General features: G+C 57.9%; 24 protein-coding genes. 14 read left to right on the top strand and 10 right to left on the bottom strand.

The annotated features are described in order from the left end of the window. Positions 1-10 precede the first annotated feature (10 nt). From sdhA to sdhC, 3 genes are read right to left on the bottom strand one after another with little or no spacing between them, the layout of a single operon-like run. Positions 11-1786: a succinate dehydrogenase flavoprotein subunit gene (gene sdhA, locus RHM68_RS08120; RefSeq protein ID WP_322221681.1), complete on the bottom strand. Its 1776-nt coding sequence runs from the start codon at positions 1784-1786 to the stop codon at positions 11-13. Between the two features lie 3 nt (positions 1787-1789). Continuing rightward, a complete protein-coding gene (gene sdhD / locus RHM68_RS08115; RefSeq protein ID WP_027922414.1) occupies positions 1790-2158 on the bottom strand; it encodes a succinate dehydrogenase, hydrophobic membrane anchor protein in 369 nt (122 codons plus the stop codon). Next, positions 2152-2526 carry a succinate dehydrogenase, cytochrome b556 subunit gene (sdhC, locus tag RHM68_RS08110; protein ID WP_322221678.1) on the bottom strand — a complete coding sequence of 125 codons (375 nt, stop codon included), beginning with the start codon at positions 2524-2526 and terminating at the stop codon, positions 2152-2154. Before sdhC ends, sdhD begins: the two co-directional genes overlap by 7 nt. Positions 2527-2889: 363 nt before the next feature. On the opposite strand from sdhC, the gene gltA reads away from it, so the two are divergent. After that, on the top strand, positions 2890-4179 hold the full coding sequence (gene gltA, locus RHM68_RS08105) for a citrate synthase (RefSeq protein ID WP_322221676.1): 1290 nt from the start codon (positions 2890-2892) through the stop codon (positions 4177-4179). 440 nt (positions 4180-4619) lie between these two features. On the opposite strand, the gene RHM68_RS08100 is transcribed toward gltA, so the two are convergent. The 3 genes from RHM68_RS08100 to RHM68_RS08090 form a co-directional block, all read right to left on the bottom strand. Further along, positions 4620-6278 (bottom strand): cation acetate symporter, encoded by a 1659-nt coding sequence (locus RHM68_RS08100; RefSeq protein WP_322221674.1) that lies wholly within the window; start codon positions 6276-6278, stop codon positions 4620-4622. Beyond that, a complete protein-coding gene (locus tag RHM68_RS08095) occupies positions 6275-6586 on the bottom strand; it encodes a DUF485 domain-containing protein (RefSeq protein WP_131061562.1) in 312 nt (103 codons plus the stop codon). The genes RHM68_RS08100 and RHM68_RS08095 overlap by 4 nt, the downstream gene beginning before the upstream one ends. Before the next feature lie 228 nt (positions 6587-6814). Then, positions 6815-7666: a glycine betaine ABC transporter substrate-binding protein gene (locus tag RHM68_RS08090; RefSeq protein ID WP_322221671.1), complete on the bottom strand. Its 852-nt coding sequence runs from the start codon at positions 7664-7666 to the stop codon at positions 6815-6817. 300 nt (positions 7667-7966) lie between these two features. On the opposite strand from RHM68_RS08090, the gene RHM68_RS08085 reads away from it, so the two are divergent. Continuing rightward, entirely contained in the window at positions 7967-9562 is a 1596-nt protein-coding gene (locus RHM68_RS08085) for a glycosyl hydrolase family 17 protein (protein ID WP_322221669.1), read from the top strand. A 96-nt stretch (positions 9563-9658) separates the two neighbouring features. Here the strand turns inward: RHM68_RS08085 and RHM68_RS08080 are convergent, their stop codons facing one another. Beyond that, a complete protein-coding gene (locus RHM68_RS08080; protein WP_322221668.1) occupies positions 9659-10027 on the bottom strand; it encodes a hypothetical protein in 369 nt (122 codons plus the stop codon). Between the two features lie 223 nt (positions 10028-10250). Here RHM68_RS08080 and RHM68_RS08075 point away from each other — a divergent pair, with 223 nt between their 5' ends. Then, positions 10251-11549, top strand: coding sequence for a serine/threonine protein kinase (locus RHM68_RS08075; protein WP_322221666.1), 1299 nt, complete (start codon positions 10251-10253; stop codon positions 11547-11549). After that, the gene (locus tag RHM68_RS08070; RefSeq protein WP_322221664.1) at positions 11542-12330 is read left to right on the top strand and encodes a VacJ family lipoprotein; all 789 of its coding nucleotides are present in this window, start codon (positions 11542-11544) and stop codon (positions 12328-12330) included. The genes RHM68_RS08075 and RHM68_RS08070 overlap by 8 nt, the downstream gene beginning before the upstream one ends. A gap of 103 nt (positions 12331-12433) precedes the next feature. Here the strand turns inward: RHM68_RS08070 and RHM68_RS08065 are convergent, their stop codons facing one another. Continuing rightward, positions 12434-13345, bottom strand: a complete 912-nt coding sequence (locus tag RHM68_RS08065; protein WP_322221662.1) for a DUF808 domain-containing protein — start codon at positions 13343-13345, stop codon at positions 12434-12436. A gap of 134 nt (positions 13346-13479) precedes the next feature. On the opposite strand from RHM68_RS08065, the gene RHM68_RS08060 reads away from it, so the two are divergent. Then, positions 13480-14088, top strand: coding sequence for a TetR/AcrR family transcriptional regulator (locus RHM68_RS08060; RefSeq protein ID WP_322221660.1), 609 nt, complete (start codon positions 13480-13482; stop codon positions 14086-14088). A 131-nt stretch (positions 14089-14219) separates the two neighbouring features. Here RHM68_RS08060 and RHM68_RS08055 read toward each other — a convergent pair whose 3' ends face one another. Beyond that, complete coding sequence (locus RHM68_RS08055) at positions 14220-14660, bottom strand: heme-binding protein (RefSeq protein ID WP_322221658.1); 441 nt, start codon at positions 14658-14660, stop codon at positions 14220-14222. Positions 14661-14924: 264 nt separating this feature from the next. Between RHM68_RS08055 and gcl the strand changes: the two genes are divergently transcribed. From gcl to RHM68_RS08015, 8 genes are all read left to right on the top strand, one after another. Beyond that, positions 14925-16700 carry a glyoxylate carboligase gene (gcl, locus tag RHM68_RS08050; protein ID WP_322221657.1) on the top strand — a complete coding sequence of 592 codons (1776 nt, stop codon included), beginning with the start codon at positions 14925-14927 and terminating at the stop codon, positions 16698-16700. 137 nt (positions 16701-16837) lie between these two features. Beyond that, the gene (gene hyi, locus RHM68_RS08045) at positions 16838-17620 is read left to right on the top strand and encodes a hydroxypyruvate isomerase (RefSeq protein WP_322221655.1); all 783 of its coding nucleotides are present in this window, start codon (positions 16838-16840) and stop codon (positions 17618-17620) included. 53 nt (positions 17621-17673) lie between these two features. Continuing rightward, positions 17674-18567, top strand: coding sequence for a 2-hydroxy-3-oxopropionate reductase (locus RHM68_RS08040; protein ID WP_322221654.1), 894 nt, complete (start codon positions 17674-17676; stop codon positions 18565-18567). Positions 18568-18653: 86 nt separating this feature from the next. Continuing rightward, positions 18654-19934, top strand: a complete 1281-nt coding sequence (locus RHM68_RS08035; protein WP_322221653.1) for a glycerate kinase — start codon at positions 18654-18656, stop codon at positions 19932-19934. Next, positions 19924-21339: a pyruvate kinase gene (gene pyk, locus RHM68_RS08030; protein ID WP_322221652.1), complete on the top strand. Its 1416-nt coding sequence runs from the start codon at positions 19924-19926 to the stop codon at positions 21337-21339. Before RHM68_RS08035 ends, pyk begins: the two co-directional genes overlap by 11 nt. A gap of 151 nt (positions 21340-21490) precedes the next feature. Continuing rightward, positions 21491-22405, top strand: coding sequence for an urea transporter (locus RHM68_RS08025; RefSeq protein ID WP_322221651.1), 915 nt, complete (start codon positions 21491-21493; stop codon positions 22403-22405). 21 nt (positions 22406-22426) lie between these two features. Continuing rightward, complete coding sequence (locus RHM68_RS08020) at positions 22427-23251, top strand: ion transporter (protein ID WP_322221650.1); 825 nt, start codon at positions 22427-22429, stop codon at positions 23249-23251. A 104-nt stretch (positions 23252-23355) separates the two neighbouring features. Further along, the gene (locus RHM68_RS08015; RefSeq protein WP_322221649.1) at positions 23356-24351 is read left to right on the top strand and encodes a sulfate ABC transporter substrate-binding protein; all 996 of its coding nucleotides are present in this window, start codon (positions 23356-23358) and stop codon (positions 24349-24351) included. A 67-nt stretch (positions 24352-24418) separates the two neighbouring features. On the opposite strand, the gene RHM68_RS08010 is transcribed toward RHM68_RS08015, so the two are convergent. Then, entirely contained in the window at positions 24419-25048 is a 630-nt protein-coding gene (locus RHM68_RS08010) for a DUF5666 domain-containing protein (protein WP_322221648.1), read from the bottom strand. Between the two features lie 262 nt (positions 25049-25310). Here RHM68_RS08010 and RHM68_RS08005 point away from each other — a divergent pair, with 262 nt between their 5' ends. Beyond that, positions 25311-26519 carry an MFS transporter gene (locus RHM68_RS08005; RefSeq protein ID WP_322221647.1) on the top strand — a complete coding sequence of 403 codons (1209 nt, stop codon included), beginning with the start codon at positions 25311-25313 and terminating at the stop codon, positions 26517-26519. The last annotated feature ends 38 nt before the right edge of the window (positions 26520-26557 follow it).

Here is a 26557-nt window from a genome sequence, read left to right as displayed (position 1 = left end):
CGACCACCCTTTAATAAGTCCGAATCATTGGTTCAAACGTCGGGACTGTTTTTGGCGAGAAGTTCACTGCACGTTTAGCGACACGTTTTTCACCCGGGAAGAAAAGGGTGTGGCACAACCAGTTAACGTCGTCGCGTTCTTCAAAGTCTTCACGGGCGTGAGCGCCGCGAGACTCTTTGCGGATTTCTGCGGCAATGGCGGTTGCTTCGGCCACTTCCAGCAGGTTCTGCAATTCAAGGGCTTCGATTCGAGCGGTGTTGAACGCCTGGCTCTTGTCGTTGATCTTGACGTTGGCGATACGGCTGCGCAGGTCAGCCAACTGAGCAATACCCTTCTGCATGTATTCGCCGGTACGGAACACACCAAAATAGTTCTGCATGCAGCTTTGCAGCTCTTTACGCAGGGTAGCGACGTCTTCACCTTCGGTACGCGAGTTGAGACCATCGAGACGTGCCAGGGCAGCGTCGATGTCGGACTGGCGAGCGCGAGTGTAGTCAACGCCTTCTTTAAGGGTCTGCTCCAGGAAGATACCTGCCGCACGGCCAAACACCACCAGGTCGAGCAACGAGTTGCCGCCCAGACGGTTGGCACCGTGAACCGATACACACGCCACTTCGCCTACAGCGAACAGGCCTGGGATGATCTGGTCAACGCCGTCAGCATCCTGGGTAATTGCCTGACCATGAATGTTGGTCGGCACGCCGCCCATCATATAGTGGCAAGTTGGAACGACCGGGATCGGCGACACGGCTGGATCGACGTGAGCGAAGGTCTTGGACAGCTCCATGATGCCTGGCAGACGACTGTGCAGAACTTCTTCACCAAGGTGATCGAGTTTCAGCATTACGTGGTCGCCATCCGGACCGCAACCGTTGCCGGCAATGATTTCTTTAACCATCGAGCGAGCAACCACGTCACGACCGGCCAGGTCTTTGGCGTTCGGAGCATAACGCTCCATGAAACGCTCGCCGTGCTTGTTGATCAGGTAACCGCCTTCACCGCGGCAGCCTTCAGTAACCAGTACACCGGCGCCGGCAATGCCAGTCGGGTGGAACTGCCACATTTCGATGTCTTGTACCGGGACGCCTGCACGCAGAGCCATGCCGATACCGTCACCGGTGTTGATCAAGGCATTGGTGGTGGACGAGTAGATACGACCTGCACCGCCAGTCGCCAAAACGGTGGCGTTCGCGCGGACGTAAGAAGTTTCGCCAGTTTCGATGCAGATCACGATCATGCCTACAAAGGCACCATCTTCGTTCTTCACCAGATCGACGCCGTAGTATTCGTTGAGGAATACTGTGCCGGCCTTGAGGTTGGCTTGATACAGAGTGTGCAACAGCGCGTGACCGGTACGGTCGGCTGCGGCGCAGGTACGAGCGGCCTGGCCACCCTTACCGAAGTCTTTCGACTGACCGCCGAACGGACGCTGGTAGATGCGGCCCTGCTCAGTACGCGAGAACGGCAAGCCCATGTGCTCGAGTTCGAAGACCGCTTCCGGACCTACGGAACACATGTATTCGATAGCGTCCTGGTCACCGATGTAGTCGGAGCCCTTAACGGTATCGTACATGTGCCAGCGCCAGTCATCGTTCGGATCTGCCGAGGCGATGGCACAGGTGATGCCACCCTGAGCGGATACGGTGTGCGAGCGAGTAGGGAAAACCTTGGTGACCACGGCAGTCTTGTGACCACCCTGTGCCAGTTGCAGCGCAGCGCGCATGCCAGCACCGCCGCCGCCAATGATGATGGCGTCGAACGAAAGCGTATTAACTGTAGTAGACATGGATCAGATACCCCAAAGAATCTGCACACCCCAGACGAAGTAGGCGAACATCGCGACGCCGCATACTGCCTGAAAGAGGAAACGTATAGCAGTCGCGGACTTGCCGAACGCCATTGGCGTCAGGTAGTCGGTCGCGATGGTCCACATGCCTACCCAGGCGTGAGCGCCGAGGGCAACGAGGGCCAAAAGACTGAAGATACGCATCCAGTTGCTTGCGAACAGTTCATGCCACTGTGCGTAGCCGATACCTGGGTGGGCAACGACGTATCCGATCAGGAAAATGAAATAAGCCGCGAGAACGACTGCAGACACGCGTTGTGCCATCCAGTCATAGAGGCCCGAACGCGACAGGTTCGTGACGTTAGTTACCATATCCAAACTCCTGCCAGAACGATTACCACCACGGAAACGGCGATAACGATTTTCGAGCCCAGCTTGCCGCCTTCCAGCGTCTCACCGATGCCCATGTCCATGATCAAGTGGCGCACACCGGCAACCAAGTGATACAGCAAGGCGGACAGGATGCCCCAAATCACTAGCTTCGCTAGCGGACTGGTCAGACACGCTTTCACCTGACCGAAGCCTTCCTCGGAACTCAGCGACTTGTCCAATGCAAAAAGCATGATGGCCAGGCTGACAAAGAGGATGACACCGGAGATTCGGTGAAGAATGGACGTGTAAGCAGTGACTGGGAGTTTGATGGTCCTTAGGTCTAGGTTTACAGGTCGTTGGCTATTCACGGCTTTTTTTCACACTGAAGAGCCCCTAACAATCAGGGCAAAGTTGTTGGGGAGTGCACTGGTCAGGTACCCACCACCCAGGGAGTGCGACCCCCAGCAAAGCAGGCCCAAAAGCCCCTGGCGGTCGGAGGCCGAGTATAGACAGTTAGGCTACTAATGACAACGCAATCACCTCCCCCTAATAGCGCATTGCGCAAGTGCGATAAAAGGCGTAAATGGCAGGTAATTTAGAGGAAAAAGTACGGTTAAAGCCTTCTGGAGCAAGACTTTAGGCAAATTGACATTCGAATTTATCTCACTATAGTGGTGCGGGCCCTGCGTGGGGGGTCTGTCTGATGATTTCAAGCATAAATAGGAGGCCACATGGCTGACAAAAAAGCGCAGTTGATCATCGAGGGCGCAGCCCCCGTCGAGCTGCCCATTTTAACCGGCACCGTTGGTCCCGATGTAATCGATGTTCGGGGCCTCACGGCCACGGGCCGCTTCACCTTTGACCCAGGGTTCATGTCGACCGCCTCTTGCGAGTCGAAGATTACCTATATCGACGGCGATAACGGCATTCTGCTGCATCGAGGCTACCCGATCGAACAACTGGCCGAACAGTCAGACTACCTGGAAACCTGCTATCTGCTGCTCAACGGCGAATTGCCGACCGCAGAACAGAAGGCCCAGTTCGTCAGCACCGTCAAGAACCACACCATGGTTCACGAGCAATTGAAGACCTTCTTCAACGGCTTTCGCCGCGACGCCCACCCCATGGCCGTCATGTGCGGTGTAGTCGGCGCCCTCTCGGCCTTCTACCACGACTCCCTGGACATCAATAACCCGCAGCATCGCGAAATTTCCGCGATCCGTCTGGTTGCCAAGATGCCTACCCTGGCAGCGATGGTTTACAAGTACTCCATGGGTCAACCCATGATGTACCCGCGCAACGACCTGACTTACGCGGAAAACTTCCTGCACATGATGTTCAATACCCCGTGCGAGATCAAACCGATTAGCCCGGTGCTCGCCAAGGCCATGGACCGGATTTTCATCCTCCATGCCGACCACGAGCAGAACGCATCGACCTCTACCGTTCGTCTGGCAGGCTCTTCGGGCGCCAACCCGTTCGCCTGTATCGCCGCCGGTATCGCCGCACTGTGGGGCCCTGCTCACGGCGGCGCCAACGAAGCTGTTCTGAGCATGCTGGATGAAATCGGCGATGTGTCGAACATCGACAAGTTCATCGCCAAAGCCAAAGACAAGAACGATCCGTTCAAGTTGATGGGCTTCGGTCATCGGGTTTACAAAAACCGTGATCCACGCGCCACTGTGATGAAGCAGACGTGTGACGAAGTATTGAGAGAACTGGGCATCAAGAACGATCCGCAACTCGAACTGGCCATGCGCCTGGAAGAGATCGCCCTGACCGACCCGTACTTCATCGAACGCTCGCTGTACCCGAACGTCGACTTCTACTCGGGGATCATCCTCAAGGCGATCGGCATTCCAACCAGCATGTTCACCGTGATCTTCGCTTTGGCGCGGACCGTCGGCTGGATATCCCACTGGAAAGAAATGCTCTCCAGCCCGTACAAGATTGGTCGCCCACGCCAGCTGTACACCGGCTACAAGTCGCGTGACATCACCAAGCTGGAAGATCGCAAATAAGACCTGTCTTGCGATAACGTCTTAAGTTGTACCGGGAACGGCCTCTATTTATGTAGGGGCCGTTTTTGTTTGTGCGGTATGTGTACTGATCCATTTTCCGCTAACGGCAGCTTAGGATTTCGCTCTTACAACAAGTCACTTGCGAACATCCGGAATGCCGACCCTGGCAAAAGCGCCGCGGCTAGCTCCAGAGAAGACTTTCACCTTCAGGATGGCGCCCCTGCCGAGCACAAGTTGAGTTGCTGCAAGGGAGCCCCCCCTTAAGCGACCGTTACCGCAGAAATGAACAGGTACACCTCAAAGCACAGGTCGGCTATCAGACCGCCTTCATGGGTAAGCCTCGCGCTTACAAAGGCAAAGCCAACGCCCAATAAAAATGCCCTGATCTTTCGACCAGGGCATTTCTGTTTAACGCAGCTTATATAGACAAGCCCAAAACCTTAGTGCGAAACCGCCCCACTCGCCCCCAAACCAGTCTGCGACCGCACAAATTGCGGGAAGAAAAGCGCCCGCTCCTTGTCAGCGGCAACCGATTTATCAGTGATCGAGAAGAACCAGATCCCGACAAACGCGATCCCCATGGAGAACAGCGCCGGGTACTCGTAAGGGAAGATCGCCTTCTCGTGATGCAGAATCTGCACCCAAATGGTCGGCCCAAGCACCATCAAGCCCACCGCACTGATCAGCCCCATCCAGCCACCGATCATCGCGCCGCGGGTGGTCAGCTTTTTCCAGTACATGGAAAGCAGCAGCACCGGGAAGTTACAGCTTGCCGCGATGGAGAACGCCAGGCCCACCATGAACGCGATGTTCTGGCTTTCGAACAAAATGCCCAGACCGATCGCCAACACGCCCAAAGCGATAGTGGTGATTTTCGAGACGCGGATCTCATCCTTGTCGTTGGCCTTGCCCTTCTTGATCACGCTGGCGTAGAGGTCGTGAGACACCGCCGTTGCACCTGCCAGGGTCAGACCGGCAACCACTGCCAGAATGGTCGCGAACGCTACCGCCGAGATGAAGCCCAGGAAGATACTGCCACCCACCGCATTGGCAAGATGCACCGCTGCCATGTTGTTGCCGCCTAACAGCGCGCCAGCTGCATCTTTAAAGGCCGGGTTAGTGCTGACCAACAGAATCGCGCCGAAGCCGATAATGAACGTCAGGATGTAGAAGTAGCCGATGAAACCGGTGGCATACAGCACGCTCTTGCGAGCTTCTTTTGCGTCACTCACGGTGAAGAAGCGCATCAGAATGTGAGGCAAGCCCGCGGTACCGAACATCAGTGCCAGGCCTAGGGAGAACGCCGAGACGGGATCTTTCACCAACCCACCGGGGCTCATGATCGCGTCACCTTTAGGGTGAACCTTGATCGCTTCGGAAAACAACATGTTGAAATCGAAATTGACGTGTTTCATCACCATCAGCGCCATGAACGAAGCACCGGACAGCAACAGCACCGCCTTGATGATCTGTACCCAAGTGGTGGCCAGCATGCCGCCGAACAACACGTACATGCACATCAAAATGCCAACCAGGATCACCGCCACGTAGTAGTCGAGACCGAACAGCAGTTGAATCAACTTGCCGGCACCGACCATTTGCGCGATCAGGTAGAACGCAACCACCACCAGCGAACCGCAAGCGGACAGCGTGCGGATCTGGGTTTGCCCGAGGCGGTAGGACGCCACATCGGCAAAGGTGTATTTACCCAGGTTACGCAGGCGCTCAGCGATCAGGAACAAAATGATCGGCCAACCCACCAGGAAGCCGATCGAGTAGATCAGGCCGTCGTAGCCAGAGGCGTAGACCAATGCAGAAATACCCAGGAAGGACGCTGCCGACATGTAGTCGCCGGCAATCGCCAAACCATTTTGCAGGCCAGTGATTTTGCCGCCAGCTGCGTAGTAATCGGCCGCCGAATTGTTGCGCTTCGAAGCCCAATAGGTAATGCATAGGGTCAAACCGACAAACGCCACGAACATCAAAATCGCGGAAACGTTGAGCGGTTGTTTGTGTACTTCGCCGGTCAGGGCCTCAGATGCCCAGGCACCCGGTGCAAAGGCTGCGATGCTCAATAGAGCCATTAGACGCCGGATCATTGCTGAGCCTCCTTGAGAATCAGATTGTTCAGGTCGTCAAATTCGCCATTGGCGCGTCTTACGTAGATTGCAGTCAGGACAAAGGCCGAGAGAATAAGACCTACACCAATCGGTATCCCCCAGGTGATCGAAGATTCAGGACTGATTTTTGCACCCAGAATATGCGGCCCGTAAGCAATCAATAGGATGAATCCGGAGTAAAGCCCAAGCATGATCGCCGAAAGAATCCAGGCGAACTTTTCTCGTTTACTGACCAGCTCCTTGAAGCGCGGGCTGTTTTGAATCGAGAGGTAAATGCTGTCGTTCATTGTTTTTATCCTCGCAGCACAGATTATTGTTAGAACGTTATCCACTCTATGCGGCTCAAGGACAGGTTCCAGACGACCTTAGTATTAGAACGACATGACGTTTTCGCCAATTTTTAGCCGATAAAAAAATCACAGTCATACAACCTTTATCTGCCTGAAATACAAAGGGCCCCGAGGCATAAATGCCACGGGGCCCTGAAAGGTGCTGACTAGACGCTTTTGATCAACTTACTTGATCCATTCGGCAACACGCTCCGGGTGTTTTGCCACCCAATCTTTCGCCGCGACTTCAGGTTTCGCACCGTCCTGAATTGCCAACATGACTTCGCCAATTTCGTCTTTCGACGCCCACTGGAAATTCTTCAGGAATTTCGCCACCTCTGGGGCTTTAGTGGCCAGCTCTTTGCTGCCAATGCTGTTCACCGTTTCAGCTGCGCCATACACGCTTTTCGGGTCGTCCAGGAAGCGCAGTTTCCACTTGGCGAACATCCAGTGCGGTACCCAACCGGTGACGGCAATGGATTCGTTCTTTTTCTCGGCACGGGTCAGCTCGGCAATCATACCCGCGCCGGAACTTGCTTTGAGGGTGTAGTTGGTCAGACCATAGTCCTTGATCGCCTGGTCAGTCTTAAGCATGACGCCCGAACCGGCATCGATGCCGACGATGCGCCCCTTAAAGCTGTCGTCGGTTTTCAGGTCTTCAATGCTTTTGGCTTTGACGTACTCCGGTACGATCAAGCCAATTTTCGCGTCCTTGAAGTTCGGGCCGTAATCGACGACCTGATCCTTGTTCTTGGCCCAGTAATCACCGTGAGTCACCGGCAGCCAGGCCGAGAGCATGGCGTCCAGCTTGCCGGTGGCCACACCTTGCCACATGATCCCGGTGGCGACTGCTTGCAGCTTCACGTCATAACCTAACTTCTGTTTGATCACTTCGGCGGCCACATGCGTGGTCGCGACACTGTCGGACCAACCGTCGACATAGCCGATGCTCAGGGTTTTGCTCTCGGCATTGGCGAATGTGGAGCCAATCGCAAGCACCAGAGCGGCACTCGCGCCTAAAAGTCGTCGCATCTTCATCGTTACTTCCCCGAAAGTGCTGCGCCCGACGGATGCCGAGCAGCGTCAACGTATTGTTATGGTGCACTGCGCCCCATCACGCCTCACCGCAAACTCGTTCGATCATCAGCGCGATGTCTCAATGAGAACACTGACGCTTCGATAATCAACCTGACGCCAATGCCGACCTGCTCTGTCAGCGACCTCAAGGCACCGAGAAACGACATCAGAACGCCATTAATCGTGCGAAAGAAAAGACTGATGACCAATCCGCCCGATCTTTGCATGTCAAAACCATGCAGGGCACCAAGCGTAGGGAAAATGCAGGTAACATGCGCGCCTTTGCTTCCAGACGGCCTGACCATGCCCGCGACATCACGCTTTCCCTTTATGGCTTATCTCTTCGCTTGCCTGCTCGCGCTATTTGCCCTTGGCGGCTTCTGGTACGGGGTGGGCAAACCGGTCATTCTCCCGGACGCGGCCAGCGCGACGCACAAACTGCAATGCGCCTCCTACACACCGTTCGACAAGGATCAGTCGCCGTTCGACCAGCCCTTCAAATTGCGCCCCGAGCGCATGGACGCCGACCTCGCCCTGCTGGCGACGCGTTTCCAGTGCATTCGTACTTACTCCATGACAGGCCTGGAAGCCCTGCCTGATCTTGCCCGCAAGCATGGCCTGAAACTGATGATCGGCGCTTGGGTCAACAGCAACCCCGTGGACACCGACAAAGAAGTCGATCTGCTGATCGCTTCGGCCAACGCCAACGCAGACGTCGTGACCTCGGTGATCGTTGGTAACGAAGCGCTGTTGCGCAAGGAAGTCACTGGCCCGCAGTTGGCGAAGCTGATTAACAAGGTTAAAAGCCAGGTCAAGCAGCCGGTCACGTATGCCGACGTCTGGGAGTTCTGGCTCAAGCATCCGGAAATCGCTCCTGCGGTGGACTTCCTGACCATTCATTTGCTGCCGTACTGGGAAGATGATCCGTCGAACATCGACGCCGCGTTGCAGCATGTGGCGCAGGTGCGCCAAGTGTTTGGCAATAAATTCGCCCCCAAGGACGTGATGATTGGCGAAACCGGCTGGCCCAGCGAAGGCCGCCAGCGCGAAACCGCCCTGCCAAGCCGGGTCAACGAAGCCAAGTTCATTCGCGGTTTTGTTGCCATGGCCGAACAGCAAGGCTGGCATTACAACCTGATCGAAGCGTTCGACCAGCCGTGGAAACGGGCCAGCGAAGGCGCAGTGGGGGGTTACTGGGGGCTGTTCGATGCAGACCGTCAGGACAAGGGCGTACTGGCAGGCCCCGTATCTAACGTGCCGCACTGGTCGCAATGGTTGGCGGTGGGCGGGTTGATTTTCCTCGGCACGTTGTTGCTGGGCGGGCGGGTTCGCAGTACGCGGGCAGCGTTAGTCTTGCCGTTGTTGGGTGCGCTGGCGGCGTGTTCGATTGGCGCATGGGGTGAACTGGCGTTTATCACCACCCGGTTTGCCAGCGAATGGCTGTGGGTCGGTTTGCTGACTGTCTTGAACTTGCTGGTGCTGGTCCATGCCGCACTGACGCTCAGTGCTCGCACTGGCTGGCGTGAGCGAGCGTTCAATGCGTTGGAAAGTCGCGCAGGCTGGTGGCTGGCAGCGGCCGGGTTTGCCGCCGCGGTGATGATGCTGGAGCTGGTGTTCGACGCGCGCTACCGCAGTTTCCCGAGTGCCGCGTTTATTCTGCCGGCGGTGGTTTACGTTTGCCACCCGGTGAACGTACCGCGCCGGGAAATCGCCCTGCTGGCGTTCATCATTGGCGCCGGGATTGCGCCGCAGTTGTATAGCGAAGGGCTGCAGAACCAGCAAGCCTGGGGTTGGGCGCTGGTCAGCGGGCTGATGGTTGCCGCACTGTGGCGCAGTTTACGGGTTCGCAAGGGCTGATCGTCGGCACCTGCTCCGACCTTATCGCGAGCCGGCTGCACCTAAAGGGCTTATGCAATCCTTGTGGGTGCGGGCCTGCCCGCGATGGCTGACTATTCAGGCGCTACGAGAAGCCCGAACCAACCGCAAACCCGCAATCACCACTGCAAACACTGCCAACGTCGTGTTGTACAACGCCAACGCCGGAAAGCCGAACACCAGCGCCAACACCGCCAGCCACCAGCCGGCCCGGCCCGGCACGACAAAACCGAAGACCGCCGCCGCCAGCGCGGCATAACCCAACACCTTGAAGTGAATCATCAGCCCCAGGTTGGAGCGTACAGCGCATTCCCAGCGGCTTGCTTCATCGGCGCAGAGGCCGACCCATTGCGCATCTTCCATGAAGCCATAACGCGCGCCATAACTGGCGGCCAACCACAGTGGCAGCAGAACGAGCAGCAAAATCACGGGCAGACGGCGGGACATGAAGCACTCCAATAAACGAAAACGGCGGCCAGCTTAATCTCCCGCCAGCGGTAAGCAAGCACACGAGCTAGAAAATTGTCCGTCGAATAGCTGCAAAGTGTATCGTCCAGCTACTATTACTTCGAATTCTGGCCTGTTTGGTGCTGAGGCATGGCACTTTGGCACACGGCCGATGGTCATAGCCTGCGAACCTCATTCGGCACCTTTCCTAAGGGATCCAGTCATGCTCCGTTCCTTGCGCTTTGCCGCCCTGTTTGGCGGCCTTATTTTGAGTGCGTCCGCACTGGCGGTCGATATCGACGCCGCCAGTTATGGCTACCCCTTGACCAACCCGTTCGAGGCAACCATTGCCACGACGCCACCGGAGCTGCGCCCGGAGCTGCCGTCCAACGACGACATCAATCAGTCAGACCGCAGTGTCACCTTGCGCCCGGAGCGAGAGTTCATCCTGCCGGACAATTTCTGGGCCGTGAAAAAGCTCACCTATCGTATTGCTACGCAGGATCATGCTGCGCCACTGATCTTCCTGATCGCCGGCACTGGCGCACGCTACGACAGCAGCCTCAACGAATACCTGAAAAAGCTTTACTACAAGGCCGGTTACCACGTGGTGCAGTTGTCGTCGCCGACCAGCTTCGACTTCATCAGTGCGGCGTCGCGTTTTGCCACGCCGGGCATCACCAAAGAAGACGCCGAAGACATGTACCGCGTCATGCAAGCGGTACGGGCACAAAACCCGAAACTGCCCGTGACCGAGTACTACCTGACCGGCTACAGCCTCGGCGCACTCGAGGCGGCCTTCGTTGCGCACCTGGACGAAACCCGTCGCAGCTTCAATTTCAAGAAAGTCCTGCTGCTCAACCCGCCGGTCAACCTCTATACCTCGATCACCAACCTGGACAAGCTTGTACAAACTGAAGTCAAGGGCATCAACAACAGCACCACGTTCTATGAGCTGGTGTTGAACAAACTGACCCGCTACTTCCAGCAGAAGGGCTACATCGACCTCAACGATGCGCTGCTCTACGACTTCCAGCAGTCCAAGCAACACCTGACCAACGAACAAATGGCCATGCTGATCGGCACCTCGTTCCGTTTCTCCGCCGCCGACATTGCCTTTACCTCCGACTTGATCAACCGCCGAGGCCTGATCACTCCGCCGAAGTACCCGATCACCGAAGGCACCAGCCTCACGCCGTTTCTCAAACGTGCATTGCAGTGCGACTTTGATTGTTACCTGGCCGAACAGGTCATCCCGATGTGGCGCGCACGCACCGACGGTGGCAGCTTGCTGCAACTGGTGGACCAAGTGAGCCTGTACGCGCTGAAGGACTATCTGCACGACAGCTCGAAAATCGCCGTGATGCACAACGCCGACGACGTGATCCTCGGCCCGGGCGACCTCGGCTTCCTGCGCAAGACCTTTGGCGATCGCTTGACCGTTTATCCTTACGGCGGCCATTGCGGCAACCTTAACTACCGCGTCAACAGCGACGCCATGCTGGAGTTCTTCCGTGGCTAAATATCTCCTGCTTATCGCTGCGTTCCTCTGTGCAGGCGTCGCCCAGGCCGACAACAGCAAAGCCAATGCACCTGTGGTGATCGATTCGGACGGCTTCAAGGAGCCGTTGACCAAACTCAAATTCAACCCAGGGCTGGATCAGCGTGAGTTCGAGCGCTCGACGCTTAACGCACTGAACGTCTACGACCCTCTGGAAGAATGGAACCGTCGGGTTTATCACTTTAACTATCGCTTCGACCAGTGGGTGTTCCTGCCCGTGGTTGACGGCTATCGCTACGTCACCCCTAGCTTCCTGCGCACCGGCGTGAGCAACTTCTTCAACAACCTCGGGGATGTGCCGAACCTGTTGAACAGCCTCTTGCAGTTCAAAGGGCATCGCTCACTCGAAACCACCGGCCGCTTGCTGCTCAACACGACCATCGGCATAGCTGGTCTGTGGGACCCGGCCACCGCCATGGGCCTGCCACGCCAGAGCGAAGACTTCGGCCAGACCCTGGGCTTCTACGGCGTACCCGGTGGTGCTTACCTTGTGCTGCCGCTCTTCGGCCCGTCGAACCTGCGTGACACCACCGGCCTGCTGGTCGACTACACCGGCGAATCAGCGATCAATTTCCTGAACGTGTCAAAAGTCAGCGAAAACCACCCGGAAATCTGGGTTTTGCGTGGCATCGACAAGCGCTACCAGACCAGCTTCCGCTACGGCCAGTTGAACTCGCCATTTGAGTACGAGAAGGTGCGTTACGTGTACACCGAGGCGCGCAAGTTGCAGATCGCCGAGTAAAAACATCCGCAACAAAAAGGCCATTCGAGGCGACTCGAATGGCCTTTTTCATGCTCCCCATCGAATGAGGGGCAGGCAGTGTCTTCAAGCGCTATCCAACGCTTCAGCCTTTCAGCGCGTTCCAGATTTTGCTGCCAACCGTCACAGCAGCCAACACCACCGCACCGGCCACAATCCCCGCCAGCGCATTGAGTAACGTCGGCACAATAAATCCAACCCCTGCGGCGGCACTGACGCTTTCAATCCAGTGATGCACCACCGGTACGCCATGGGTGAGGATCCCTCCGCCGACCAAAAACATCGCCGCCGTGCCGATCACCGAAAGGCTTTTCATCATGTAGGGAGCGGTCCGCAAAATCGCTCCGCCGATGCTTTTGGCCATCCGCCCCGGCTTCTGGGTCAACCACAGACCCACGTCGTCGAGTTTGACGATGCCCGCCACCAGGCCATAGACACCGATGGTCATGAAGATGGCAATCCCTGACAACACGATCACTTGCTGCGCCAGCGTAGCGTCGGCTACGGTGCCGAGGGTGATCGCGATGATTTCTGCCGAAAGGATGAAATCAGTACGAATCGCGCCCTTGATCTTGTCCTGTTCGAAGGCCACCAGATTGGTAGCCGGATCGGCCAATGCTTCGACCCGTAGAGCCTGCCCCGCCTCGTCTTGAACTTCGCGGTGCAGGAAGGTGTGGGCGAGTTTTTCAAAACCTTCAAAGCACAGGTAAGCACCGCCGACCATCAACAGCGGCGTCACCAGCCACGGAACGAACGCGCTGATGGCAAGGGCTGATGGCACCAGAATCAACTTGTTCCGGAACGACCCCTTGGCCACGGCCCAGACCACTGGAATTTCCCGCTCGGCACGCACACCGCTAACCTGCTGGGCGTTCAGTGCCAGGTCGTCGCCAAGCACTCCAGCAGTTTTCTTGGCGGCCATTTTGGTCATCAACGCCACATCGTCGAGAACGACAGCAATGTCGTCGATCAGCACCAGCAAACTGCTTCCTGCCATGAACCAGGTTTCCGTCTTGAATGAATGCCGCGCAGCATAGCGCGGCCGTGCGCCGCACGCCGCATTCTTGAGCCTCGCGCGAGGCCGGTGCTACCATGCGCAACCGCCAGAACAGGCAAGGAACCCCTTGGTTTATGAGCACTATCCGCGAGCGCAATAAAGAACTGATCCTGCGTGCCGCCAGTGAGGAATTTGCCGACAAGGGCTTCGCTGCGACCAAAACCAGTGATATCGCGGCCAAGGCGGGACTGCCCAAGCCCAACGTCTACTACTACTTCAAATCCAAGGAAAACCTCTATCGCGAGGTCCTGGAAAGCATCATTGAGCCGATTTTGCAGGCTTCGACGCCGTTTAACGCCGACGGCATGCCCAGTGAGGTGCTGAGTGGCTACATCCGCTCGAAAATCCGTATCTCCCGCGACCTGCCCTTCGCGTCCAAGGTATTTGCCAGCGAAATCATGCACGGCGCCCCGCACCTGAGTGCCGACCTGGTTGAACGGCTCAATGCTCAAGCCAAGCACAACATCAACTGCATCCAGACCTGGATCGACCGCGGCCAGATCGCGCCGCTCGACCCCAATCACCTGATGTTCAGTATCTGGGCCGCGACCCAGACCTACGCAGACTTCGACTGGCAGATATCCGCCGTGACCGGCAAAGCCAAGCTGGATGAGGCGGACTACGAAGCAGCGGCGCAGACGATTATCCGGTTAGTGCTGAAGGGCTGTGAGCCGGACCGCTAGACCAAGTCAACTTCATCGCAAGCAGGCTACCGCCCACAGTGGATTCAGGGTGTTCACAGATTGGGTGTCCCTACCAAGATCACTGTCGATGTGAGCCTGCGCGTGATAGCAGTGGTTCATTCATCATAAAATCAAGCAGTCACCCCCGCATCCGCCCGCAACCCCTGCGCTTCAATCGCACTGATCGCGCACTGTTCATCCACATCCGACAGATCGCCGCTGATGCCTACCGCGCCGAGCACGTTGCCCTCCTGATCCCGGATCAGTACCCCGCCCGGTGCTGGTACCACGCTGCCCTGCCCCAAGCTATTAAGTGCCGCGATGAACGCGGGGCGTTGTTGTGCGTCCAGGGCCAACAAACGTGAGCCCTTACCCAGGGCAATAGCGCCCCAGGCTTTGCCGATGGCGATCTGCGGGCGCAGCAGGCTCGCGCCGTCTTCGCGCTGTAGGGCCACCAAGTGCCCACCGGCATCCAACACCGCAATGGTCAATGGGGCTGCGCAAATTGCACGTCCCGCCGCAATGGCCTGACTGACCAAGTTGACTGCGACTTTCAAGGTTAAAGCGCTCATGGTGCCGCCCTCATTTTGTTTTAAAAAGATTTTTGACTGCTTTTATCGAGCAGCTGGATACGACAAATAGAACACAATGATTTATATTTTTGTATACAATATTTTCCGAAAAGCGCTACATGCGACGAAAAGCCGCCGAAGAAAAGGCTTCCGACAAATGAAACAGCTGCTTGAGAAAATGGATTGACCTGCGCCGTCCGCCTTGAATAAACTCTGCGCAAAGCCACTTGTATACAATTACAAAACGTAAGAGGCACCAAAAACATGAGCAAAATGAGAGCAATCGAAGCCGCCGTTCTGGTGATGCGCCGTGAAGGGGTTGATACCGCTTTTGGCATCCCGGGCGCCGCGATCAACCCGCTGTACTCCGCCCTACAGAAGGTCGGCGGCATCGATCACGTCCTTGCTCGCCACGTTGAAGGCGCCTCGCACATGGCCGAGGGTTACACCCGCACCAAAGCCGGCAACATCGGTGTGTGCATCGGGACTTCCGGTCCTGCGGGGACTGACATGGTCACCGGGCTCTACAGCGCCTCGGCCGACTCGATCCCGATTCTGTGCATCACCGGGCAAGCACCGCGGGCCCGCATGCACAAGGAAGACTTCCAGGCAGTCGACATCACCGCCATCGTCAAGCCAGTGACCAAGTGGGCGACCACCGTCATGGAGCCAGGGCAGGTGCCTTACGCGTTCCAGAAAGCCTTTTACGAAATGCGCTCGGGCCGCCCTGGCCCTGTGCTGATCGATCTGCCATTCGACGTACAGATGGCCGAAATCGAATTCGACATTGACGCTTACCAGCCACTGCCGCTGGCCAAGCCCACCGCTAACCGCGTGCAAATCGAAAAGGCCCTGGCCATGCTCGACCAGGCTGAGCGTCCGTTGCTGGTAGCCGGTGGTGGCATCATCAATGCCGACGCCAGCGAACTGCTGGTGGAGTTCGCCGAGCTGACCGGTATTCCAGTGATCCCGACCCTTATGGGCTGGGGCACCATCCCGGACGATCACCCATTGATGGTCGGCATGGTTGGCCTGCAAACCTCGCACCGCTACGGCAACGCGACGATGCTCAAATCCGACGTGGTGCTGGGTCTCGGCAACCGCTGGGCCAACCGCCACACCGGTTCGATCGACGTCTACACCGAGGGCCGCAAGTTCATCCACGTGGACATCGAGCCGACGCAAATCGGCCGCGTATTTACCCCCGACCTGGGCATCGTTTCAGACGCAGCGGCGGCGCTGACGGTCTTTATCGAAGTCGCTCGCGAGTGGCAAGCCGCCGGCAAACTGAAGAACCGTAGCGCCTGGCTGCAAGATTGCCAGCAGCGCAAAGCCAGCCTGCACCGCAAGACTCACTTCGACAACGTACCGGTCAAGCCGCAGCGCGTTTACGAAGAGATGAACCAGGTGTTCGGCAAAGACACCTGCTACGTCAGCACCATCGGTCTGTCGCAAATTGCCGGCGCGCAGTTCCTGCACGTCTACAAACCGCGGCACTGGATCAACTGCGGTCAGGCCGGCCCGTTGGGCTGGACCATTCCAGCAGCGCTGGGCGTGGTCAAGGCTGATCCAACCCGCAAAGTGGTGGCACTCTCGGGCGACTACGACTTCCAGTTCATGATTGAAGAGTTGGCGGTGGGCGCGCAGTTCAAACTGCCGTACATCCACGTGGTGGTGAACAACTCGTACCTGGGGCTGATTCGCCAGTCTCAGCGCGGTTTCGACATGGACTACTGTGTGCAGCTGTCCTTCGATAACCTCAACGCGCCGGAACTCAACGGTTACGGGGTCGATCACGTCGCAGTAGCCGAGGGCCTGGGCTGCAAGGCGCTGCGGGTATTCGAACCGGCACAAATCCAGCCTGCCCTGCGCAAGGCTCAGGAACTGATGGAAGAGTTCAAGGTGCCAGTGATCGTCGAGATTATTCTGGAGCGGGTGACTAATATTTCCATGGGTACCGAGATCAACGCGGTCAACGAATTCGAAGACCTGGCGCTGGTCGGCAACGACGCGCCGACCGCGATTTCGCTGCTCGATTAACCGCTGACCGATACACCTATGGTAGCGAGCCTGCTCGCGATGAGGCCGGCACATTCAACATCCATGTTGTCTGACACACCGCTGTCGCAAACAGGCTCGCTCCCACAGGGGCCCTCACACCTATACGGGAGACCACCATGCCGCGTTTCGCAGCCAACCTGTCCGTGCTGTTCACCGAGCAGGATTTTCTTGCCCGTTTCGACGCTGCCGCCAAGGCCGGCTTCAATGGTGTCGAATACTTGTTTCCTTACGACTTCAGCTCCGCCGAGATCAAGGCCAAGCTTGACGCCAACGGCCTGGTCCAAGTGCTGTTCAACCTGCCCGCCGGCGACTGGACCAAAGGTGAGCGCGGTATCGCGTGCCTGCCAGACCGGGTCGAAGAATTCCGAGCTGGGGTCGACCTGGCGATTGCTTACGCCAAGGTGTTGGGCAACACCCAGGTCAACTGCCTGGCCGGCATTCGTCCTCCCGACGTCGAAGAGGCCACCGCGAAAAACACCTTCGTGGCCAACCTCAAGTACGCCGCTGACAAGCTTCAAGCGGCGGGTATCAAACTGGTGATGGAAGCGATCAACACCCGCGACATTCCAGGCTTTTACCTGAACAACACCGCGCAAGCCCTGTCGATTCGCGAGCAGGTCGGCAGCGCCAACCTGTTTCTGCAATACGACATCTACCACATGCAAATCATGGAAGGCGACCTGGCCCGCACCATGGCCGCGCACTTGGGTGAAATCAATCACATCCAGTTGGCCGATAACCCAGGACGCAACGAACCGGGCACGGGAGAAATCAACTATCGCTTCCTGTTCGAACACCTGGACCGCATCGGTTATCAGGGATGGGTCGGCTGCGAATACAAACCGCTGACCACTACGGAAGCGGGTTTGAGCTGGCTGAAAACTCATAACGCAATCTGACGCAGCACGTCCCTATTTGCGTGAAGCCGCACTAAAAACAAGAGGAATTTCTCATGGCTAAAATCGGATTTATCGGCACCGGCATCATGGGCCATCCAATGGCATTGAACCTGCAGAAAGCCGGTCACAGCCTGTTCCTGTCGGCGCATCACGACGCCGCACCAGCTGACCTGATCGCCGCTGGCGCCATCGCCCTGGCCAACCCGAAAGAAGTCGCCCAGGAAGCCGAATTCATCATCGTCATGGTGCCGGATACTCCACAGGTCGAAGACGTGCTGTTTCGCGCCGACGGCGTAGCAGCCGGTGTGGGCAAAGGCAAAGTCGTGATCGACATGAGTTCGATCTCGCCCACCGCCACCAAAGCTTTCGCCGCGCGGATCAACGAAAAAGGTGCGCAATACCTCGATGCCCCCGTGTCCGGTGGTGAAGTCGGCGCCAAGGCGGCGACCCTGAGCATCATGATCGGCGGCGACGCCAATGCCTTCGAACGTGCCCTGCCGCTGTTCCAGGCCATGGGCAAGAACATCACCCTGGTGGGTGCCAACGGTGATGGCCAAACCGCAAAAGTGGCGAACCAGATCATCGTCGCGCTGAACATTCAGGCCGTGGCCGAAGCCCTGCTGTTTGCCTCGAAAAACGGCGCCGATCCGGCCAAGGTCCGTGAGGCACTGATGGGTGGTTTCGCGTCGTCGAAAATCCTCGAAGTACACGGCGAGCGCATGATCAAAGGCACCTTCGACCCAGGCTTCCGCATCAGCCTGCACCAGAAGGACCTGAACCTGGCGCTGCAAGGCGCCAAAGAGCTGGGCATCAACCTGCCAAACACCGCCAACACCCAGCAAGTGTTCAGCACTTGCGCCGCCATTGGCGGCAGCAACTGGGACCACTCAGCGCTGATCAAGGGCCTGGAGCACATGGCGAATTTCTCGATTCGCGATAAAAAATAAACCCTGCTCGACACTGATCGTTCCCACGCGGAGCGTGGAAACGATCAACGTCAAACCCAATAACAAGAAATCCCCGGGAGCCCGCTATGTCGGTCGATCCGCAACACCTGCTGCGCGAGCTGTTTGCCACAGCCATCGACGCGGCCCATCCGCAACACGTTCTCGAAGCCTTTTTGCCCAACGATCGCAGCGGTCGGGTGATCGTCATCGGTGCTGGCAAAGCCGCAGCGGCCATGGCCCAAGTGGTCGAGCGTTGCTGGCAGGGTGACGTCTCAGGGTTAGTGGTGACTCGCTACGGTCACGGCGCCCCGTGCGAAAAAATCGAAGTGGTTGAAGCGGCTCACCCGGTGCCGGATGCCGCAGGTTTAGCCGTTGCCAAACGCGTACTGGCGTTAGTCAGCAACCTGACCGAAGACGACCGAGTGATCTTCCTACTCTCGGGCGGTGGCTCTGCGCTACTCGCCCTGCCAGCCGATGGCATCACCCTGGCCGACAAACAATCGATCAACAAAGACCTGCTCAAATCCGGCGCGACTATCGGCGAGATGAATTGCGTGCGCAAACACCTTTCGGCGATCAAGGGCGGACGCCTGGGCAAAGCCTGCTGGCCGGCCACGGTGTATACCTACGCGATTTCCGATGTTCCGGGCGACCTCGCCACGGTCATCGCCTCCGGCCCAACCGTGGCCGATCCAAGCACATCGGCCGAAGCCCTGGCGATTCTCAAACGCTACAACATTGAAATCCCGACCTCGATCCGCACCTGGCTGCAAAGTCCGGAATCGGAAACCGTCAAACCCGGCGATCCGAGCCTGGCCCGCAGTCATTTCCAACTGATTGCTCGTGCGCAGCAATCGCTGGAAGCGGCCGCCGTGAAATGCCGTCAGGCCGGTTTCAGCCCATTGATTTTGGGTGACCTGGAAGGTGAGTCCCGGGACGTGGCAAAAGTACATGCCGGCATCGCTCGGCAAATTGTCCTGCACGGTCAGCCGCTGGCAGCCCCCTGCGTGATCCTCTCCGGTGGCGAAACCACGGTCACCGTGCGCGGCAACGGTCGTGGCGGACGCAATGCCGAATTCCTGCTCAGCTTGACCGACAGCCTCAAAGGTCTGCCAGGCGTTTACGCCCTGGCCGGTGACACGGATGGCATCGATGGCTCCGAAGACAACGCTGGCGCGATCATGACCCCAGACAGCTACGCCCGCGCCGCCGCCCTCGGTTTGAGCGCCAGCGATGAGCTGGATAACAACAATGGCTACGGCTATTTCGAGGCGCTGGATGCCCTGATCGTCACCGAGCCGACCCGCACCAACGTCAACGACTTCCGCGCCATTCTGATTCTTGAGAGCCCCCACTATGACGCCTGACAAAAAAGTCAAAATACTCGCCACCCTCGGTCCGGCCACTCAGGGTATCGACGACATCCGCGAACTGGTGCAGGCCGGCGTGAACATTTTTCGCCTGAACTTCAGCCACGGCGATCACGCCGACCACGCGCAACGCTTTCAGTGGATTCGCGAAGTCGAGCGCCAATTGAATTACCCGCTGGGCATTCTGATGGACCTGCAAGGCCCGAAACTGCGGGTCGGCAAATTCGCAGAGGGCAAGGTGCAACTGCATCGCGGCCAAGCCTTGCGCCTGGACCTTGATCCAACACCGGGAGATGAACGCCGGGTCAACCTGCCACACCCGGAAATTATTGCCGCACTAAAGCCGGGCATGGACCTGCTGCTGGACGATGGCAAGTTACGCCTGCGGGTAGTGACGACGTACACCGACGCCATCGACACCACGGTGCTCAATGGCGGCGAACTGTCAGACCGCAAAGGCGTCAACGTGCCGCAAGCGGTGCTCGACCTGAGCCCACTGACGGCCAAAGATCGTCGCGACCTGAGCTTCGGTCTGGAGTTGGGTGTGGACTGGGTGGCGCTGTCGTTTGTGCAGCGTCCGGAAGACATTCAAGAAGCTCGCGCATTGATCGGCGCCAAAGCGTTTTTGATGGCCAAGATAGAGAAACCGTCGGCGGTGACTCAACTGCGAGAAATCGCCGAGTTGAGCGACGCGATCATGGTGGCTCGCGGTGATTTAGGTGTGGAAGTGCCGGCCGAAAGCGTGCCGCAGATTCAGAAAAACATCATCAGCATATGCCGCGAACTGGGCAAACCGGTGGTGGTAGCGACCCAGATGCTCGAATCGATGCGTTTCTCCCCGGCGCCGACCCGCGCGGAAGTCACCGACGTGGCCAATGCGGTAGCCGAAGGTGCTGATGCGGTGATGTTGTCGGCGGAAACCGCGTCCGGCGACTACCCGCTGGAAGCCGTGCAGATGATGAGCAAGATCATTCGCCAAGTGGAAAACGGCCCGGACTATCAGGCCCAACTGGACGTGAGCCGACCGAAGGCCGAAGCCACTGTTTCCGATGCAATCAGTTGCGCGATTCGCCGTATCAGTAACGTGTTGCCAGTGGCGGTGCTGGTGAATTACAGCGAGTCAGGCACTTCCAGCCTGCGTGCAGCGCGCGAGCGCCCGACCGTGCCCATCCTCAACCTGACGCCGAACTTGCAAGCCGCTCGCCGCCTGACCGTGGCGTGGGGCGTGCATTCGGTGGTCAATGATCGGCTGCGGCAGGTGGACGAGGTGTGCTCGACGGCGCTGGAAATTGCTCAGGCACAGGGCATGGCTAAGCGTGGCGACACCTTGTTGATTACCGCAGGCGTGCCATTTGGACAGCCGGGGTCGACGAATTCGTTGCGAATCGAGACGTTGATTTAGCGCCTTTAGCGGCCCTTTCACACGCAGGCTCGCTCCCACCGTTGATTTGTACTGTCTGCAAATCTGACGACTGAACAAAGATTCAGTGTGGGAACAAGCCTGCTCACGAATGAGCCAATTCGATCCCTCCAGACACGCCACAGACTTCATCATGCCTGCCAACCACTTCAACACCCACTGCCCCGACTGGGCGACCGCCCTGCTCAACGGTTTCAGCCAGATATTTCTTCAGCGCCATCCGCTGTGCGGCCTGTTGTGTCTGTTGGCGATTCTATTCAGCGCTCCGGCACTGCTCGGCGGCGCGCTGCTGGGCGGCGTCGCAGGGCTGCTCACCGCGCAGCAGCGTGGCTACCCGAAGGCTGATCGCCAGGCCGGGTTATTCAGCTACAACGGTGTCCTGCTCGGCCTGCTGCTCAGTCTTTACTTCAATTGGTCCGCCCTGCTGCCACCGCTGATCATCGCTTGCGCCGGCCTGAGCGCAATGCTGACCCAGCAATGGCTCAAGCGCGCTCGAAACCATCAGAGCCTACCGGCCTACACGGCGCCCTTCGTCGGTTTTGGCTGGTTGCTGCTGGCGTTTGCTGTGCCGCGGCACCCGGTGCCTTTTATTGAGCTGAACACCCTCAACCTGGTCGCGGCGTCATTGAAAGGCTTTGGCCAGGTTATGTTTCTCGGTCACCCTCTGGCCGGCGCACTGATCGCGGCAGGACTGCTGATTGCAGACCGCAGGGCTTTTTTGTGGGCGCTACTGGGTTCTGCCGTGGGCCTGGGCTTCGCCCTGCTCAATCACGAAACCCGAAGCGCGCTGTTGGGATTGAGCAGCTATAACCCAGTCCTCGCCGCCCTCGCCTTCAGCCAGGTGCGGCGTCAACCCTGGCTGCCCCTGCTCGGCATTGTGCTGGCGGTGTTGCTCACACCCGGCTTCTCGGCACTGGGCCTGAGCACACTGACCGCGCCCTTCATCCTCGCCTGCTGGCTGATTCGGGCCGGCGCTAGGGTGCTCAACGCGTCGGCCGCAGACAGCGCGCCTTGCGTTCATGGGGAGAATCGACCTAGGCTGCGCTGATTTAGGGTCAAGGCGAACGGCATGAACCGCAACGACACGTGGCGTAATCGCCTGTATGTGATGATTTTCCAGACCGATACGGTGGCGGGCCGGCGCTTTGACAGCACTCTGTTGCTGATCATTCTCGCCAGTCTGGTGATCGTGATCATGGACAGCATCGACACCGTTCACCAGAACTACGCCGACCTGTTGGCGTACATCGAGTGGGGTTTCACGGTCATCTTTTTGGGCGAGTACATCCTGCGTCTTTACTGCTCGCCCAAGCCGCTGCGTTACGCCTTCAGCTTTTACGGGCTGGTGGATTTACTGGCGATCGTGCCGGGTATTCTCGCGCTGTATTACAGCGACGCGCAGTACCTGCTGATCATTCGCATCATCCGGATGTTGCGGATTTTCCGAGTGCTCAAACTCGGCCCCTACCTGAAGCAGGCCCATTACCTGCTCGACGCCCTGCGGGGCAGCAAGCAGAAAATCCTCGTGTTTCTGCTCGGCGTCTGCACGCTGGTGACCGTGTTTGGCACCTTGATGTATGTGGTAGAAGGCCCGGAACATGGCTTTACCAGTATCCCGAAAGGCATCTACTGGGCGATCGTCACGTTGACCACCGTAGGCTATGGCGACATCGTGCCGAAGACCGTACTGGGGCAAATAATTTCGTCGATGGTGATGATCACCGGTTATTCGATCATCGCCGTCCCGACCGGGATTTTCACCGCTGAACTGGCCAGTGCGATGCGCGGCGAACAACAGCAACACAACTGCCCGGTATGCGAGAAAAGCAGCCACGAACCCAGTGCAGCGTTTTGCTCACGGTGCGGCAATGCACTGTTCAAAAAAATGGAATAAGCACAGCACTTTTTAATCTTTAAAGGACTTTGAGGCACCCGCTATAGTCGCTGGCAAATTGCCTCAATTTCAGGCCTGACATTTATAAAACAAAGGAATGCGCAGTGAAAAAATTCTTTGGCGCCTCACTTCTTGCCGCCGGCCTTACGCTGGCCAGCATGGCCCAGGCCGCACCGACCCTGCTCAACGTTTCCTACGACGTGATGCGCGATTTCTACAAAGACTACAACGCTGCCTTTCAGAAACACTGGCAAGCCGAGCACAACGAAAACATCACCTTGCAGATGTCTTTTGGCGGCTCCAGCAAACAGGCGCGCTCAGTCATCGACGGCCTGCCGGCTGACGTCATTACGATGAACATGGCCACCGACATCAACGCCCTGGCGGACAACGGCAAACTGGTACCCGAAAACTGGGTGACACGCTTGCCGAATAACAGCGCGCCATTCACCTCAGCCACCGTGTTCATCGTTCGCAAGGGCAACCCAAAAGCCCTGAAAGACTGGCCCGACCTACTCAAGGACGGCGTGCAAGTGATCGTGCCAAACCCGAAAACGTCAGGTAATGGCCGCTACACCTACCTCTCGGCCTGGGGCTATGTGCTGAAAAACGGCGGAGACGAAAACAAAGCCAAAGCCTTCGTCGGCAAACTGTTCAAACAAGCCCCGGTGCTGGATACCGGTGGCCGCGCGGCAACGACCACGTTCATGACTAACCAGATCGGCGACGTACTGGTGACCTTCGAAAACGAAGCAGAAATGATTGCTCGTGAGTTTGGCCGCGACCAGTTTGAAGTGATCTACCCGAGTGTTTCCGCCGAGGCCGAGCCACCGGTGAGCGTGGTGGATAAAGTCGTCGATAAAAAAGGCACCCGCGCGGTGGCCGAGGAATATCTCAAATACCTCTGGTCGCCGGAAGGCCAGGAAATTGCGGCGGCGAACTACCTGCGCCCGCGTGACCCGGCGGTGCTGGCCAAATACACGGACCGCTTCCCGAAAGTGGACTTCCTGTCAGTCGAAAAAACGTTTGGTGACTGGCGCACCGTCCAGAAAACGCACTTCAACGATGGCGGGATCTTCGATCAGATTTATGCGCAGTAAGCGCTGAGACCGATGAAAAAGGCGACCTGCAACGGTCGCCTTTTTTGTGGACCGCAATTGCTCGCCGTCACATCGGCGGTTTCAAGCCATCCTTGCCGGCAGAAATCGACTGGGCCGTGAGCGTACCGTCGGCACTTTGAGTCACAAACATCACGATCTTGGCCCCGACCTTGAGCAGGCTGCGATCACCGGGCATCAGGTTGACGATAGGCACGTCTTCCGGCACCAGAATCTTCTGCTGGCCACCCTTGTAGTTGACGGTCAAGGTACGGCCATTACTGACCACCAGATCGCCGACGCTGCCATTGGTCATGCTGCTACCTTTGGCCAGGTCGAAAGGCCGATGGCCTTCCCCGCTGCCAGCCAGTTCCGGTGGGAATACATGAACTTCCAATGCCTTGAGTGTGCCGTCGGCCTGAGGAACAGCGGCAGAACCAATGTAGCTCCCTGGCTTGATGTCTTCGATATTGGCCAGCGTGACGGCGCGGACTTTGGTGTCCTTGGTCAAGTTGATGGTCACGTTTTCGCCGCTGTTGGCATGGACTTTCAAGGCGTCGGCGCTGACGCCAGTGATCTCGCCGCGCACGCCGATGCGCATGCCGGGTGCGTCTTCGGCGTGCGCCAGGCCGGAGGTGAATAAGGTGATCAAAGTAAACGCCGAGACGCCGCGAATCAGGTGACGGAACTTCACATTCATGGACATAGCTTCCGGTAATGGAGCGTTAAGAAAGCGCAGGGGGATAAACACCTGCAGGTTGAAAAGAGAAGCACGCTATCGAACAGGATGTAAGTGAATGTATCATCGCAGGCATTCCTCGGGACGGGCAAATCCGCGACCCGCCGCAACAATGCTCCGTGATCATTCCTCAGAGCAATGATGACTATCAATCGATCCGCTCTTCCGCCGTTTTGGCCAGCCCTTTAGCCTGCGCGCATTCCTCCGTTCAGCGAGACACGTTATGAATCCAGCGACCCAGGTGCCCCACACCAGCACCGTAACAATGACCCGCGGCATGGTGCTGCTGTTTGCCTTTTGCTGCGGCGCCATCGTTGCCAACATCTATTACGCTCAACCGATCATCGGCCTCATCGCGCCGGACATTGGTCTGTCCAGCACCATGGCCAGCTTCATTGTTTCATTGACGCAGATCGGTTACGCGCTAGGCCTGTTCTTCCTGGTGCCGCTGGGCGACCTGCTGGAAAACCGCAAGCTGATGATTATCACCACCCTGGTGGCGATTGTCAGTTTGCTGGGCGCCGCGTTCACTGATCAGCCCAATGTGTTTTTACTGATCTCGCTACTCGTTGGTTTCAGCTCAGTTTCGGTGCAGATCCTGATTCCTCTGGCCGCACACCTGGCGCCGGAAGAGTCTCGCGGCCGTGTGGTCGGCGGGATCATGGGCGGTTTGCTGTTGGGGATTCTGCTCGCGCGCCCTGTGTCCAGCGTGGTGGCAGACCACTTTGGCTGGCGGGCAATGTTTGTAATTGCGGCGGTATTGATGGCCGCGATCAGCATTGTGCTTGCGTTAACCATTCCCAAGCGCACGCCTGATCACAAGGCTTCTTATGGCCAGCTACTGGGGTCTCTCTGGACGTTGCTGCGCCAGCAACCGGTGCTGCGTCAGCGCGCGTTTTACCAGGGTTGCATGTTCGCCACGTTCAGCCTGTTCTGGACCGCCGTGCCCCTGGAGTTGGCGCGCAACCATGGTCTGAGCCAAACCCAGATTGCAATCTTCGCTCTGGTTGGGGCCATCGGTGCCATCGCCGCGCCCATTGCCGGACGACTGGCTGATGCCGGGCACACCCGCCTCGCGTCACTGCTGGCCCTGATATTCGCCACGCTGAGTTTCCTACCGGCCTTCATCCATCCGCTCTACAGCGTCATCGGCCTGGCAGTGACCGGCGTCATGCTCGACTTCTGCGTGCAGATGAACATGGTCCTCGGCCAGCGTGCGGTCTACGCCCTCGACGCGAAAAGTCGCAGCCGCCTGAATGCGTTGTACATGACCAGCATCTTCATCGGCGGGGCATTGGGTTCGTCGCTGGCCAGTGCGGTGTATGAGCATGGCGGTTGGTTGTGGATCGTGATCGTGGGTAGTGCCTTCCCACTGCTGGCGTTACTGCGCTTTTTGAGTGCTTCGCAGAAGCCTTCGCTGGCGACGGCTTAACGCATAAAAAACATCGCGGGCGAGCTTTGAGCCTTTAA

Source organism: Pseudomonas sp. DC1.2, from assembly GCF_034351645.1.
In the GTDB taxonomy this organism is placed as follows: domain Bacteria; phylum Pseudomonadota; class Gammaproteobacteria; order Pseudomonadales; family Pseudomonadaceae; genus Aquipseudomonas.
The sequence above is the reverse complement of the archived record's forward strand: the minus strand, read 5'-3'. Positions and strand labels throughout refer to the sequence as shown.

Coding starts and splice junctions, on each gene's coding strand:
- sdhA (WP_322221681.1), bottom strand. CDS start 1,786: ATGTCTACTACAGTTAATACGCTTTCGTTCGACGCCATCATCATTGGC.
- sdhD (WP_027922414.1), bottom strand. CDS start 2,158: ATGGTAACTAACGTCACGAACCTGTCGCGTTCGGGCCTCTATGACTGG.
- gltA (WP_322221676.1), top strand. CDS start 2,890: ATGGCTGACAAAAAAGCGCAGTTGATCATCGAGGGCGCAGCCCCCGTC.
- RHM68_RS08100 (WP_322221674.1), bottom strand. CDS start 6,278: ATGATCCGGCGTCTAATGGCTCTATTGAGCATCGCAGCCTTTGCACCG.
- RHM68_RS08095 (WP_131061562.1), bottom strand. CDS start 6,586: ATGAACGACAGCATTTACCTCTCGATTCAAAACAGCCCGCGCTTCAAG.
- RHM68_RS08090 (WP_322221671.1), bottom strand. CDS start 7,666: ATGAAGATGCGACGACTTTTAGGCGCGAGTGCCGCTCTGGTGCTTGCG.
- RHM68_RS08085 (WP_322221669.1), top strand. CDS start 7,967: ATGCAGGTAACATGCGCGCCTTTGCTTCCAGACGGCCTGACCATGCCC.
- RHM68_RS08080 (WP_322221668.1), bottom strand. CDS start 10,027: ATGTCCCGCCGTCTGCCCGTGATTTTGCTGCTCGTTCTGCTGCCACTG.
- RHM68_RS08075 (WP_322221666.1), top strand. CDS start 10,251: ATGCTCCGTTCCTTGCGCTTTGCCGCCCTGTTTGGCGGCCTTATTTTG.
- RHM68_RS08065 (WP_322221662.1), bottom strand. CDS start 13,345: ATGGCAGGAAGCAGTTTGCTGGTGCTGATCGACGACATTGCTGTCGTT.
- RHM68_RS08060 (WP_322221660.1), top strand. CDS start 13,480: ATGAGCACTATCCGCGAGCGCAATAAAGAACTGATCCTGCGTGCCGCC.
- RHM68_RS08055 (WP_322221658.1), bottom strand. CDS start 14,660: ATGAGCGCTTTAACCTTGAAAGTCGCAGTCAACTTGGTCAGTCAGGCC.
- gcl (WP_322221657.1), top strand. CDS start 14,925: ATGAGCAAAATGAGAGCAATCGAAGCCGCCGTTCTGGTGATGCGCCGT.
- hyi (WP_322221655.1), top strand. CDS start 16,838: ATGCCGCGTTTCGCAGCCAACCTGTCCGTGCTGTTCACCGAGCAGGAT.
- RHM68_RS08040 (WP_322221654.1), top strand. CDS start 17,674: ATGGCTAAAATCGGATTTATCGGCACCGGCATCATGGGCCATCCAATG.
- RHM68_RS08035 (WP_322221653.1), top strand. CDS start 18,654: ATGTCGGTCGATCCGCAACACCTGCTGCGCGAGCTGTTTGCCACAGCC.
- pyk (WP_322221652.1), top strand. CDS start 19,924: ATGACGCCTGACAAAAAAGTCAAAATACTCGCCACCCTCGGTCCGGCC.
- RHM68_RS08025 (WP_322221651.1), top strand. CDS start 21,491: ATGCCTGCCAACCACTTCAACACCCACTGCCCCGACTGGGCGACCGCC.
- RHM68_RS08020 (WP_322221650.1), top strand. CDS start 22,427: ATGAACCGCAACGACACGTGGCGTAATCGCCTGTATGTGATGATTTTC.
- RHM68_RS08010 (WP_322221648.1), bottom strand. CDS start 25,048: ATGAATGTGAAGTTCCGTCACCTGATTCGCGGCGTCTCGGCGTTTACT.
- RHM68_RS08005 (WP_322221647.1), top strand. CDS start 25,311: ATGAATCCAGCGACCCAGGTGCCCCACACCAGCACCGTAACAATGACC.